This is a genomic window from Glycomyces paridis, from assembly GCF_004912155.1.
GTDB lineage: Bacteria > Actinomycetota > Actinomycetes > Mycobacteriales > Micromonosporaceae > Glycomyces > Glycomyces paridis.
In genome coordinates this window covers 56,204-69,277 of sequence record NZ_STGX01000006.1, presented here as the reverse complement: position 1 = coordinate 69,277, position 13,074 = coordinate 56,204, and the positions used below count along the sequence as shown (strand labels likewise).

General features: G+C 61.7%; 13 protein-coding genes. 7 read left to right on the top strand and 6 right to left on the bottom strand.

The window, feature by feature from the left end:
* Positions 1–56 precede the first annotated feature (56 nt).
* On the bottom strand, positions 57–1,373 hold the full coding sequence (locus E9998_RS09585; protein WP_158299759.1) for an NB-ARC domain-containing protein: 1,317 nt from the start codon (positions 1,371–1,373) through the stop codon (positions 57–59).
* 879 nt (positions 1,374–2,252) lie between these two features.
* Between E9998_RS09585 and E9998_RS09580 the strand changes: the two genes are divergently transcribed.
* Positions 2,253–3,146 carry a DnaB-like helicase C-terminal domain-containing protein gene (locus E9998_RS09580; RefSeq protein WP_136529488.1) on the top strand — a complete coding sequence of 298 codons (894 nt, stop codon included), beginning with the start codon at positions 2,253–2,255 and terminating at the stop codon, positions 3,144–3,146.
* A gap of 161 nt (positions 3,147–3,307) precedes the next feature.
* On the opposite strand, the gene E9998_RS09575 is transcribed toward E9998_RS09580, so the two are convergent.
* Positions 3,308–4,744 (bottom strand): DnaB-like helicase C-terminal domain-containing protein, encoded by a 1,437-nt coding sequence (locus tag E9998_RS09575; RefSeq protein ID WP_158299757.1) that lies wholly within the window; start codon positions 4,742–4,744, stop codon positions 3,308–3,310.
* Positions 4,745–5,166: 422 nt separating this feature from the next.
* On the opposite strand from E9998_RS09575, the gene E9998_RS09570 reads away from it, so the two are divergent.
* Positions 5,167–6,165, top strand: coding sequence for a DUF6338 family protein (locus E9998_RS09570; RefSeq protein ID WP_136529486.1), 999 nt, complete (start codon positions 5,167–5,169; stop codon positions 6,163–6,165).
* Between the two features lie 82 nt (positions 6,166–6,247).
* On the opposite strand, the gene E9998_RS09565 is transcribed toward E9998_RS09570, so the two are convergent.
* From E9998_RS09565 to E9998_RS09555, 3 genes are all read right to left on the bottom strand, one after another.
* On the bottom strand, positions 6,248–6,430 hold the full coding sequence (locus E9998_RS09565) for a hypothetical protein (protein WP_136529485.1): 183 nt from the start codon (positions 6,428–6,430) through the stop codon (positions 6,248–6,250).
* A 173-nt stretch (positions 6,431–6,603) separates the two neighbouring features.
* The gene (locus E9998_RS09560) at positions 6,604–7,179 is read right to left on the bottom strand and encodes a toll/interleukin-1 receptor domain-containing protein (RefSeq protein ID WP_136529484.1); all 576 of its coding nucleotides are present in this window, start codon (positions 7,177–7,179) and stop codon (positions 6,604–6,606) included.
* On the bottom strand, positions 7,176–7,607 hold the full coding sequence (locus E9998_RS09555) for a hypothetical protein (RefSeq protein ID WP_136529483.1): 432 nt from the start codon (positions 7,605–7,607) through the stop codon (positions 7,176–7,178). The genes E9998_RS09560 and E9998_RS09555 overlap by 4 nt, the downstream gene beginning before the upstream one ends.
* 371 nt (positions 7,608–7,978) lie before the next feature.
* Between E9998_RS09555 and E9998_RS09550 the strand changes: the two genes are divergently transcribed.
* The 5 genes from E9998_RS09550 (at position 7,979) to E9998_RS09530 (ending at position 12,119) form a co-directional block, all read left to right on the top strand.
* Positions 7,979–8,350, top strand: a complete 372-nt coding sequence (locus tag E9998_RS09550) for a TIR domain-containing protein (RefSeq protein ID WP_136529482.1) — start codon at positions 7,979–7,981, stop codon at positions 8,348–8,350.
* A 5-nt stretch (positions 8,351–8,355) separates the two neighbouring features.
* Positions 8,356–9,348 carry a caspase family protein gene (locus tag E9998_RS09545; protein WP_136529481.1) on the top strand — a complete coding sequence of 331 codons (993 nt, stop codon included), beginning with the start codon at positions 8,356–8,358 and terminating at the stop codon, positions 9,346–9,348.
* 1 nt (position 9,349) lies between these two features.
* Positions 9,350–9,679, top strand: a complete 330-nt coding sequence (locus tag E9998_RS09540; RefSeq protein ID WP_136529480.1) for a hypothetical protein — start codon at positions 9,350–9,352, stop codon at positions 9,677–9,679.
* Positions 9,680–9,767: 88 nt separating this feature from the next.
* On the top strand, positions 9,768–11,708 hold the full coding sequence (locus E9998_RS09535; RefSeq protein WP_136529479.1) for a hypothetical protein: 1,941 nt from the start codon (positions 9,768–9,770) through the stop codon (positions 11,706–11,708).
* 75 nt (positions 11,709–11,783) lie between these two features.
* Positions 11,784–12,119: a helix-turn-helix domain-containing protein gene (locus E9998_RS09530; protein ID WP_136529478.1), complete on the top strand. Its 336-nt coding sequence runs from the start codon at positions 11,784–11,786 to the stop codon at positions 12,117–12,119.
* Positions 12,120–12,372: 253 nt separating this feature from the next.
* Here E9998_RS09530 and E9998_RS09525 read toward each other — a convergent pair whose 3' ends face one another.
* Positions 12,373–13,041: a GAP family protein gene (locus E9998_RS09525; RefSeq protein ID WP_136529477.1), complete on the bottom strand. Its 669-nt coding sequence runs from the start codon at positions 13,039–13,041 to the stop codon at positions 12,373–12,375.
* Positions 13,042–13,074: the final 33 nt, after the last annotated feature.

Here is a 13,074-nt window from a genome sequence, read left to right as displayed (position 1 = left end):
AGCGACATTAGCAGATTCAGCGAATCTTGCATAAGTGGCGAATCTCGTTCTCCTCGCTAAACTCCGTCAGGTTCGCGACTTTTTGTCGTCAGGAAACGATCGATTGCTGAGGGATCGGCTCCGGCGCCATGGATGCGGATCACATTTCCATCGAAGTCCAGAAGATGGAGCCGATGAAGCCGTCCGATCGCGGCAAGGACCTCTCGCTTGGAGACACTGCTCCTGGTGGTCTCGGGATCTTGCCGACGCTGGCCGAACACCGATACGAAATCACGGACTGGTTGTGTTGTGAACAGGTTTGCAGGTGATGACGCGGGATCCGTCAAGCTGGCGATCTGGAGGAGCGCTCTGGCCAGACCACGTGGATAGACCGACGTACCGGATTCCGAGGTCTGCCCTGGGTGCGCTCTGTCGGCGAGTTCAATGGACAGCGACCAGGTGGCAGCCACAGCGCGTTGATACCCATCGGGAAATACTTCGGGACTCAGTTCGGCGAGTGCGACGGTGCGGTCGGTGAGCAGTTCGCGGTAGCGGGCACGGGTCATCCCGGGTTGGTCGAGTATGTAGGCGGCTGCTTGGGCGAGCGCAAGCGGTAGGTTCCCAAGGTCTCTGGCGAGTGCTTCAGCCTCGACAAGAAGGCTTCGGTCGCCGGCGAGGCGGTTCTGCAGATAGTTGAGGGCTTCTTCGGGAGTGAAGAGGTCTACGTTGATGCGAATGCCCCCATATGTGTCCAGAGCCGCGTCTCGACGGCGGGTAGTGATGATCGTGCGTCCCCGCGGAGTCGTAGGTGGCCAGAGTCCTTCGAGGTCAGCGGGGTCGGTGAGATCGTCGAGGACGAGGAGCCAGCGTGGGGAGTCGGGATGGGCGAGCCACGTGATGAAGGTATTCGCAGCTTCGGTCGGGTCGTCGGATTCAGTGTGGTTGACCTTGGAATTAGCTCGGGCGAAGTCGGTGATGATCGCATCGCGCCTGGCGGCGTTGACCCATACGAGGAGGTCGACTTCGCGTCGATCCCAGAGTGACTGGGCGTAGGCAGCGGCGATCTGGGTCTTGCCGACCCCGCCCATTCCGGAGATGACTTGGCGCACGATGGCCGTGCCGCCTTCGTCAACGGCCGTGGCGAGCCGCTTGTCGGCAGCGCGGTACTGCCGGTCGGCCGCCAATCGCGGCACCGACCCGATGAGGAGCGGCTCCGAAGCGGGGCGTTGTGGGCGCGGGCTTGCGACTGCACTTCCATCAAAATGGAGGTGCTCGATGTCGATACGCCCGCCCTGGAACATGGGTCCGGAGGGGCGATCAATGCGGCTGTCGAAGCGTGTCGCCGGTGGAGCGGCCTCGACTGCCTTCTCAAGGCTCGCCGCTGCCTCTTGCAACGGCCAACCCCGCGCCATCCGCGACCGGCTGGCCCCGGAGGAGTATCAGCGACTACTGGCCGCGGCACGTGCCGATGCCTGCAAGAAGGCGCTGGCTGCCGAGTACGGGATCAGCCTCCGCAGCATCTACCGGCTCATGGCCACCGCCTGAGCGGGGGGAGTGACGTGTTTCCAGGCAGATTGCCGATGCGGACTTATCGGTGCGGTGTTCTGCGTCGAAGAAGGCCGCAAGGTCACGTAGGTCGTTCAGGCTGAAGTTGACAACTCGAAGGGGCCGGTCCGCTCAACGAGCGGACCGGCCCCACCAAGCCTTACATTTCCATTTCGTCGTCTTCGTCGAAGACCAGGATGTCCGCTGTCTTCCTCGGTCCGTAGGACAACAGGATCTCATCGATCCTGTCGAGCGTGGAGGAGGCGAGCGTCGTCATGTCGCCCCACGGTTCGTATGCCCGTGGTGGTTCCATGCCGACTGGCGTTCTGTGATTCCAGGAGATCTGTTGGTCCAGCCAGATGTCTTCATCTGGTGCCTTCATTAGGCGGAGGCCAACCGAGCGTCATGCCACTGTTGATACGGCGACATGCGGTTTCGCATAGCCAGAGCGGTACGCGGTCGGCAGGAGTGCCGACGCGACCAACATACACGACCGTCCTTCGGCTCTCCTGCGGCCAAGTCGTATCGAGAATAATACGAGCTCAGTTGCCGCGCTGATGTGTTGCGGGGGAGGGCGTCGGCTTCGATCCGCATGGTTGGGCGCGCCTAGCTGAAGCTATCGGATCGGCTGTTCCGGTGGAGATCATTGGGGCACAACTCGATTGAACGTCCAGAACTGCGAGATCGCCGTACCCCCGTGGGTCTCTGGATCCGCGTAGTATTTGCCGATGGACGGTGATACCGAGGAGTTCCCCCGCACTGCAACCTCATCGGCGAAGTTCACGACTGGCATGAATGGGATCGACGGGGCCGTCGGGTACTTCGCTGCCGAAAACCTGATCACGATCGCTTCCAAAGACCGCGGCATCGCCTCGACCCTGGCCATCAACATCGTCAGCCACGCGGTTTTCGAACGCGAGGTCCCGACGATGGTCCTGCTTCCAGGGGGACGCGATGCCACCAGATTCGAGTCGACGCTCCGCGCCTGCCGCACCGGCATTCCCGCACAGGACCTGACTCCTAGCGACCTCTCCACCGATCAACGGCGCACGCTCGAGATCTACGGCCAGCGCCGTACGGCCGCGCCCTTGGTCGTGCATGCCCCGAAGCAACTGTATTACGACCAGGTGCCCCTGCTCGTCAGAGAGTCTGAGCTGCGCCCGCAGTTGGTCCTGCTCGACGCCGTGCAGCTCCTCGACTTTGAGGAGCAGGAGTGGGATGAGGGGGACGAGGACCGGTACTACTACGGTGACGTGGACCGGCCGAGTGTGCAGGAGCGGCGGGCTGACCAGCTTGCCGAAGTCTCCCGAGGCCTGAAGCAGCTCGCCAGCAGCGGGGGGACCACGGTCATCGCCTTGACGCACCGCGACCTTCAGGTCGGCCAGGACTACCAAGGACCCAGCCCCGACCCTGGAGGACTCGAGGCATACGACGCCTTCCTGAAAGACTCCGACGTTGTTCTCGAAGTCGACCCGCCCGACATGCCGACCGACACTCGAAGGAAGGTCCAGGTCCGCAAGAACCGTTGGGGGCCGGACCATTTCCCGATCGTCATGACTGTCGACCGCACCACCTACCGCATGCACGACTCAACCCAAACCACCGGACCCCGGCGCCGCTAGTTGCCTCTGAGGGCCCAGCAGAACCTCGAAAGGATCCGGGTCGGGACTCGTCCGGGAATCCTGTTGGCCCCCTTGGCCGCACATGCAACCGCTCGCGTAGATGACGGAGGCGCCCCGGACCGAGCGGACCACCGGCGCTCACTCGGTACCTGGCCTTCGAGCTACGCGGCCATGTCAACGAAACGGCTCAGGTGCAGTTGGGCCGCAACGGTGATCGTGTCTGTTGCGCCGTTGCGGTGTTTGGCAACGATGAGGTCGGCCTCGCCCCCGCGCGGGGACTCCTTGTCGTAGTAGTCCTCGCGGTGCAGCAAGATAATGACATCGGCGACTTGCGCGATGGATTCAGATTCGGCGAGGTCATCGATGCTCGGGCGTTTATCAAACCTGCCCTGAGGGGCCTTGACCTGTGCGGTGACCACGATGGCGACGCCACAGCTACGGGCAGCATGCTTGAGCTCGCGCATGATCTCGGTGACCTGGGTGTATCGCTCTCGATCGCGGTTCCCATTCAGGAGGGAGAGCGAGTCGACCACGATCAACCGCGCAGCGTACTTATCGGCGAGTTCAGCGATCGCATCGGTAAGTCCTTTGATGTCGAGACGCGGAGTGTGGTTCAGCAGCAGCGGTGCGGCGCTGATGTCACCTGTGCGCTTCGCCAGGCGGGTCCAGTCGTCATCGGAAAGGTCGCCGGACTGCAAGACGTGAAGCGGGACCCGCGTTTCGGCGGAGAGAAGACGCAGCATGACTTCATCTCGGGACTGCTCGAGGGAGAAGAAGCCCACGGGGATGCCGTGGTGGAGGGCCATGTGACGTGCGAAATCCATCACGAGCGTGGACTTTCCGCAGCCGAGCCGGGCGCCCACCACGATCACCTGACCTGCATGGAACCCGCTCAGGAGTCGGTCAAGGTCACCGAACCCGGTAGGGAGCGCGGCGAGAATGGGGCTGGCTCCGATTTCCACGATCCGGTCGAATGCGGGTTCAAACCCATCCGAAAGTGGTGTCGACGGTGCCGCGGCCTGCTTCGATTCCCTTGCTTGCGAACGAGATTTGCTTCGCCGCCATGTTCCGCCAAGGCGTTCGATGACGCGTGCCGTGACCGGTATCGAGAACTCTTCGGTGGCTGCCGCCTGAATGCCGTCCCATACCCCGGCGAGGGCTTCGGGGTCATCGGTCCCGCTGTCGAGGGTAAGGGCCGCTTCGACATTCGTCTCCAGGCCGCCGCGGGTGAGGTTGGGCGATCCGACCAGAGCATATGCGTGGCTGGCCGCAGTCTCAAGATAGTAGGTCTTGGCGTTGGAGAAGTCGTGCGGCTCGCAAACAATCCGGAGCATCCCCATGTTGGGGTGCTTCGCGACGATCTGACGCAGTACTTCGAGCGCTTCAGGATCCGACTGCTCATCATGGCCGCCCACCACGATGACGACCTTGCCGCCGCTGTTGAGAATTCGTTCCACGTCGAGTGCGATGAAGTCGACGCCCTCCATCGTCAGGAACCCGGTGCGGATGCCAAGTGTTGTGGCCGACGGCAGGAGTTCCTGCAGCCACGAGCTCAGCAGGTCTCCGGTGCCGTCGATGGCGTTGTCGCGGTAGCGCATGCAGGCTCGCCCTTCCTTTGACCGGTGTCCCTGCCAGCGACAAGTCATGGCGTTCCGGGGAGAATCTCGGAGGGGACCGCGAATCCGACTCTATGTCGGAAACGACACTTTGGCCAGCCTTCGTAGACGCTCAAGGGCCGCTTCACTATTTGCTCTGTCAGGGAGACCTCCGCCACGACGACAACCTGATCGTTCGCAGGCACGCCGACTCCCTCGAAGCGATCGCCGAGGGACGACCCGGACCGGCTGCGACCTGTAAAGCCGAGCTGAGGCAAGTCGGGAAAGCAGACCGACGTGATGATCGCTCGCCTCCTCGCCCTCGACACTGCGCTTCCGAGGCGGCCCTGAGCGCCGATCCGCCTCGAGGACGACTCAGGACTTATGGTTGTCTGAACGTCCCCGGTCCTTCATGGAGGCAAGCGGTGCCCACCAATTTCCTTGGCGTCGTCTACTACCTAGCTCTACTCGTGCCTGGCTTCCTCTATATGGTTGGTCGGGAACGGCACGGGCCAGAGCGGAAGTTGGACGGCTTCCGGCAAGCCGCAAATGTCGTCTTCGTGAGCGTCATGTCGGAGCTGACAGTCCTGATCGGGCTCTCTTGGTTTTGGATTCCGCGGCTGAACGAGCGGAAGCTACTTACTGACACCGCCTCCTACTGGAAGGAAGACCCTGTCCGGCTGTTGAGTTTCTACCTAATCGGGCTCTTCCTTGCAAGCTGCCTGGCCTATCTCGCGAGCCTTCCCCATGCCCGACGCGTCCTCAACAGGATTCTTGATTGGCTTACTCCGCCCGCGTTCAGGATCGAGGATCGAGAGGACGTGCACCCATCAATCACCTCGGTCTGGTGGCGGCTCTTTCATCACTCGCCGGAGGCGATCCTCAAGAATTACAACGGCACCACGATTTCGTGGTGGAAGTTCTGGACATGGTTCAAGTCCCAAGACCGGCGTTCAGTGCTCACCCTTGTCCTCCTCGTACTCGACAGCGGCACGCAGGTCCAGGGGTACGTCGACACTTTCAACCCCGACTCCCATGACATCCCAGATCGTGACATCATTCTCCGGCAACCAATCCTACGGCGCGCGAGTGAGGAAGCGGAGTGGGTTGAGCTTCCCAGCGAGTATGCATCGTTCGGGCGAGGAGCTATTGTTGAGATGTACGTCCAGTACTTCGAGAAGGAGTTAGGAGGCTGGCGACCGCCTGTCCAGCTCTTTCTTCTTGGGACCTGGGATTTGAGGCTTTGGAGTCTCTGGAGCTGGTGGGGGCTTTCGCGGCAGACCAGGCCGTATCGGCTTGGAGCCCCGCTTCTCGTCATCATCCCCACTGCTCATCGCGCGCACGCCACCCGCTGTGCGGCAACCCAAGTCGTTGGTTTTCGCGACAACCTGATATTTCCGTCGTTCTTGGTCCGTCAACGCTGACCTTCTTCCTCGATTTCTCCGACTCGACAACAGAATAGCGGTGATCCTTTGTTCCCCTGGACTCGTACAGCACTGTGACGTCTTAGGTCGCCGAGGTGATCGATTTGCCGTCCTGGTCGGGCATGTTCGCCCAGCCGCTGACGAGCATCCTGCCGAACACGTCCGCGTCCAGCCGGTCCGCGCCCGGCAGCCGCTCGGCCACCAGCTGCGTCACTGTGGTCTTGTCCGCTTCGGGCGTGCAGGTGATCAGTAGGCAGCCGGCCAAAGTCTCAACATCAATCGCCGCGACAGCCTCCCCCAAGCTCGGACTGGCCGCAAACCGAATACCGGGGGATGAACGACATCGCCTGCGGCAGTCAACTACCGAATCCTCCAGCAACCACCAGCTCATAGCGATCAGGCTGCGCGCGACAAGGAGACTTCGATCCGGGCAGTTGTTCAGGAGAATAGATCGGTGGCCAATGCGTCGCTGCCACCGCTGTCGCCTGGATCGAAGCCCGCGCCGGTTCCGACCGCGCTGAGTACTGTGGCGGCCAGGGCGGCGCGTTTCCAGGACTTGACGAGCCGCTTCGACCGCAGCTCCGGGCTCTCCTGCTCGAGCCGTTGCCGCTTTTTCGTCGCTGGCGAGCCGAGCCCTGTGGTGAGCAGACGATTGATACTCCTCTCCGATCGCCCTGTCACGTCCAGGTACGTGGTGCTACTCAAGACGGCTGGAGGATCGCAAGGGCCGATCTTGAGCGGGATCATGTACTTGCCTGCGCTCATTGCGTTGGTCCACTCGATCGTGCACCATTCGGACTCGAAATAGTTGTTGGAGAACAACGGCATAATGATGTCAGCTTGCTCCAACTGCTCGTTCACCCAAAGTACGAAGTTTGCCCCAGGTGGCGAATCCCAATCCTGCATCATCGGTTGATGACCGGAGTCTCGTATCCTCGAACCTACCCACTTCGCCCACTCCAGATCGGATTCGGTGTAGGAGATAAAGATACGAAGTGCGCGCGGTTCAGTCATGAGACGTAAATGAGTTCTTTGAAACGGAGGCGACCCTTGACATCGTAATACCCGAGCTGGTCCTTCGACAGGCGTGGCAGGTTCTCAACCGCCCAGCGCACGAGTGGGGCATTGAGATCGTTGAGGGCGAGCCTCATTATCGGGTGCACCTTTTCATCGGTCGCTTTAGTGTACACCTGGCATTCTAGCAAGGTCAACAAGGAAGGCCCGGCCATCGCTGCGATCTTCCGGGCGACGTCCTCAGGTCTACTGGAGCGCTCTCTGAGCACGAAAGTCTCCCCGAAAAGATTGTCTGGGCTCAGCACGACGAAACTAAGGAGCAGTCCGTTCGGACCAAGTTCCGCAAGCCCGCCCGGAATAATCGTGTCATATTGCTTTCCGGCGGTGTCAGTGAGCGCGAAAGTGATGTCAGTTGAGGACTGGGACACGATTCAGGATTCCCTTCGCCGGATAGACGCATTGCTACTACCGCTCCGACATGATTGCGAGGTATCGATGCTACCTACGAATCCCGATCCAGTCAAGGTTGCGTATACATGCGCCCTCGCATTTTCTAATACCGAGGGCGGGCAAATCACTCCTTATCATACGCTTCATTGCCATTGGCAACACCAGTTGCATTGGCTTGCAGGGGCACGTCGGAAAGTCGCCCAATTGGTGGCTACCCACGGCGGCAACCGCGCAGTAGGATGAATTTACGGCCCGTAACCGTCGGCAGACGGGAGTGAATCCGTGCTGCTCGGGGTCGTGACGCAAGAGCTGAAGACGGGAAAATTCAGACTAATTCGGGAAGGGCCAAATGTCGGATAAAAAGGTTGTTTTTGTAGCGTTTTCCATTGAAGACGAGCGCCAACGGGACTTCTTGAAAGGTCAGTCGCTTCATCCTCGCGCGCCCTTCGAATTCGTTGACATGTCGGTCAAGGAGCCCTACGACAGTGACTGGAAGCAGCATGTCCGAACCAGGATCAAGCGATCGCATGGAGTCATCGTTCTCGTGAGCAAGAACTCCCTGAGTTCCAGCGGTCAGAAATGGGAAATCGCCTGCGCGAAGGAGGAGTCGAGGCCGATCCGGGGGATTTGGGCCTACCAGGGGGACCGGACGCAGATCGACGGCGTTCCGACTTACGCCTGGAGTGATGTCAATATCAGTAGTTTCATCGATTCCATCTGAGTCCCATGAGAAAAGCTCTCATCGTCGGAATCGACCATTATGACCATATTCGCTCGCTGAGCGGTTGCGTCAACGACGCGCATGCAGTGAAAGCAGTGCTCGAACGGCACGCGGATGGCACACTCAACTTCAAGGCCCCTCAACTCCTCACAGGCACGAGCGCTGCTCGGCGCGTACTAAAGAAGGATTTGAAAGAGGCGGTCAGGCAGCTCTTCTCTGATGACGCCGAGATCGCATTGCTCTACTTCGCAGGCCACGGCTACATTGAAGACACCGGCGGATTCCTCTGCACGAGCGAGTGTGAGACCGGAGACGACGGGCTTTCCCTCGCCGACATCATGTCGTTGGTAAACAAGTCGACAGCGAGAAACAAGGTCATCATCCTCGACAGCTGCCATGGTGGTGTCGCGGGGAACAGTGCATTGGTGACAGGACTCGCGGAGATTTCCAGCGGCGTCACCATTCTGACTGCTTCCACTGAGAATCAGTATGCGATGGAAACACCCGGTGGAGGTGCAGGCGTCTTCACCAGCCTGCTCGTCGATGCGCTCAACGGAGCCGCATCGAACCTGGTCGGGGAGATCACCCCCGGCAGTGTGTACGCCCATATTGACCAGTCCCTCGGACCCTGGGCCCAGCGCCCGGTCTTCAAGACCAACGTGAAGACGTTCGTGTCGCTTCGGAAGACTGATCCGCCCATCGCCCTCGAGGACCTCCGTGCCTTGACGACGCACTTTCCGACTCCCGACCATGACCTCCGCCTTGATCCCTCTTACGAGCCCGAGCGACCATCCGGGTTCGCCGCGGATCCAGCCGTGCTACCTCCTGATCCTGTGAATACCGTCGTGTTCAGGAGGCTGCAGAAGTATGTGAGGGTAAACCTGGTCCGGCCCGTGAATGCGCCCCACATGTGGCACGCCGCCATGGAAAGTCAGTCCTGTCAGCTCACTTCCCTGGGGCAGCATTACTGGAGCCTTGTCAAGGAAGGACTCATCTAGCATGTCTGCATCGCGTGCTGAGATCGTTTCCGCGCTGAGAACCGCCGCCCTGTTGGAATCACTTGCGGCGATCGAGCATGAGCGCTGGTCACATTGGCAGCGGTATCTCCACTCGAGATGCGAAAAAGGCGATGACGGATCCCTGACGATCCCACCGGATCTCGCGGCCCGCTGGACCACTCAGCTGTCGACCCCCTTCGCCGAGCTTTCCGAGCAGGAGAAGGAAAGCGACCGCGAACAGGTGTGGCGGTATCTTCCCGTCATCGAATCCGCCCTGCAGCAATACCTGGGCCGCGAGATCGAAGCTCCGGACGGACAGGAGACGCAATGACGATGTCTGCTACCAGCATCTCAGTATCGCGGCTACGACTGGTCGTACATAGTGCCTCCGCTCCGTTACCTGATGTCAAGGAAGGCGGATGATGATGCCTGAAACCCTCTACGGATGGTTTCAAGTGACCCCTCGTCGCATCGCCCTGTCGCTACTGGGAGTGACCGTGCTAGCGCTCGCCGCCGTCACCGCGGTGACCGCAGGGTCGGCTCCTCCGATCGAGCGGACCACCGGTCCAGAACCCGCCGCCCTGCTGCTTCCGACAATGGAACCGCACCTGGACCTGCAGCTGGCAGATCAGCAGTTCCCGCCGAGTGTGGAGGGCGTGCCGGGCGACGATCACAGCTGCGAGCAAGTGTTCCAAGGATGGACAACCGCCGATGAGCGTCTAGTCGTGCTCCGGATCCGGCGCTGCGCCTCCTTCGAGTGGGCGGCGTATCAACAGGCCCTCATCCTCGATGACGCCCGTCAACTCGACGCGGAGATCATCCCGACGGACGATATCCCGTTCGGATCCCAGATCGTCGTCAGTCGGCCGTCGGACGAAGTGACGCAGCCGCTAGTAGTGGTGGTCGCGCGACGCGGCAACTACGTTCTTCAGTCGACAATGATGTCCGATCAAGCGCATCTCGCAGAGGACACCGCGCTTGCCCTGGCCGTCGCCGAACTGCAGTGGGAGCATCTCGTTGGCGCCCCGGGGCCCGCTATCCATCCACCAGTTCAAGCGACCTTGCTGTTGCGAACGGGCTGGAACCTCGCGTTCATCTTCATCACGCTCTATGCCACCTTGAACCTCCTCGGATGGCTACGTGAACGCTGCCGCGGCGTACGGGCGGCTTCAGGCGTCCCAGCCGGGATCCCCGGAGTACGGTGGTTGGACGTGTCGGAACGGTCGACCCGTCTCGCCCGGCGCGCGCGAATGCGATTCTGGACGATGCTGGTACTGGTGGGGCTGAGTCAAGCACTTCCGCTCCCCACCGCTGTCTCGGCGGCGGTCCTCGGACTCCTTCCTGTCGTCTACACCCTCGGACGGCGGCATGCGCCAGGCACCAACCAGATCTGGGGCCGGCATGCAGAGCCGCAGGTGCGCACCCATAGGAACCAGGGCCGGGCCGGCATCGGAGTGTTCCTTTCGAGCGTGACCTTCGTCCTGGGCCTCGTAGCGCTGCTCGTTCCGGCAATCCTGCTGGCGCTGAGCGCGACCGACGAGGTTACGGCGAACGGACGCTGGCATCCGGTGGTCCTCGCCGATGAACCGTTCGCTTGGCGGCTCATACCGGTTCCATTGCTAATCATCGACACGCTCGCGGTGGCGCTGATGCTTCTCACTATAAGCGGAGCTCTGTACCGCTATGCGCGACGTCAGAGCCTTCTGGACACTACGCAGAAACTCGAGGCAGACAACCGTGCGCCGATCATTTTCCTTCGGAACTTCTCTGACGACGAAGTGACCATACGAACGAGCCCGCTCACCAGGAAGTCGATAATGGACAAACTTGGGGGCCATCAGTTCGAACGCTTCGAGGAGATCCTTGTCCGGTACCTGTCCACCTACGGCCCGGTCATCGCGGTGAACAACCCGAATTCTAAGCAGGCACCGCTTGGGGCAGCGCGCGAATCACTAGCTCACGACGCGTGGCAAGCTACCGTCGGCTCCCGCCTCGACAGCAGCGCGATGATAGTCGTCGCGGCGGCACCCGGCGCCGTCACCAAAGGCCTGAGCTGGGAGCTCGAGCAAATCGCCGACCGTTCAGCGCTGCCCCGCACTCTCCTCGTCATCCCGCCGTACCCGAGCGGCCAGCTCCGGAACCGCTGGCGCCGCTTCCTGGAGATGGCGACCAAGATCGACATACCTAGCGGCACGACCGACCACGTCGACCAGATCCTCGTCCTCGCCAACCGTGGAAACTCCGAGTGGGACGCCTATCATGCACGGCACCGAACAGATTGGGCCTATGCGGTGGCGCTCGCGGTGGCAGCGGAAACGGTCGATCGTCCGGTCACGGAGGTGAGACCGAGCTCCGGCTGAATCGTGGCGACTCGACACAACGCCTCCAAGACCTTGTGGCCTGATCAGGCATCGGGTGAGATGTGTTGCAACGCAATGAATCTGAATCATATTCATGTATATGAATATGAATATGATGTGGACCTTAGCACCGCTTACTACAACTCATCACCGCAGGTCACACGCCTACTGGCCTGCGTACGGGACGTCATTTCGGCCGCCGGGTTCCCGGAACGGCACCAGCCGGGTTTGCAAGTCTCTGGGCTCGCCGCTGCCTCCCGAAACGGCGAACCTCGCGCGATCCGCGACCGCCTCGACCCGGATGACTACCAGCGACTACTGGCCGCAGTACGCGCAGGAGCTTGCAAGAAAGCGCTGGCCGCCGAGTACGGGATCAGCCGCCGAAGCCTCTACCGCCTGGTGGCGGGCTGAGGATCGGCACGGCACTTTCGCCACGTGCAAGGACACCGGGGCTACGTCGGGCGATGACAGGTTGTGACCGCACTATCAGAGTGATCGGCGAACGACGCGGGGCAACGACGCCCACCGCATCGTCGGAGTCCTCATCTGGCTTGCGAAAGCGCTGCACTGTCGAGGATGGGTGGGGGAGGAGGAAGTCTTCGTTCTGGTGTTGAGCGGACTCTGCGAGGCGTGTGGGTTCGAATCCCAGCAGGTCGCCATGCGGTTAGAGACTGGCGAGGCCTTTGCCGATCAGGGTGGTGCCGAGGACGAGCAGGACGATGAACATGACGGTGGCGTTGTTGGCGGTGAGCCAGTCTTTGAGCCTCGACAGCGGGCGCTGCATCCGGGCGCTGAAGAGCAGGTAGACGACGACGGGCGCCAGGACGCTGGATCCGGCCAGGAGCACGAACACGGCAAGGCCGAGGGCGGACTCACCCCCGGAGAGTCCGGTCAGGGACAGGCCTGCGGCGAGGGCGAGGGGCAGGTTCTTGGGGTTCAGGGCCGAGAGTCCGGCGCCGATCCCGACCGCCGCGAGCGGGCCCATGCTGTCGATGCCGGCCATCCACTTCGGCAGTTCGGGCGTCTCACCGGGCTTGGGGCGCTTGCGCCATTGGCCGAGCGCCATGAGCAGGAACAGCGCGCCGAGGACGAGTTTGACGATGCCGACGGCGGTGCCGCCCCCGCCTTGTCCGGCGGCGGCTGAAGCGGGCACGAACAGCATGACCAGGAGCGCGACGAGGAGGATCCCGCCGAGCCATCCGGCGGCGAACGCCGGTGCCGTTCTACCTGCCCGCGGGGACAGGAGCATGAGGATCGCGGCGATGATCGGGATCGGGCTCAAGGCTATGCCGATCGCGGGAGTCAGCACGTCGCCGAGTATCTGGCCGAGCATGGGGGCCGCCTTCCTGGTGGTTGGGCCGGGCTG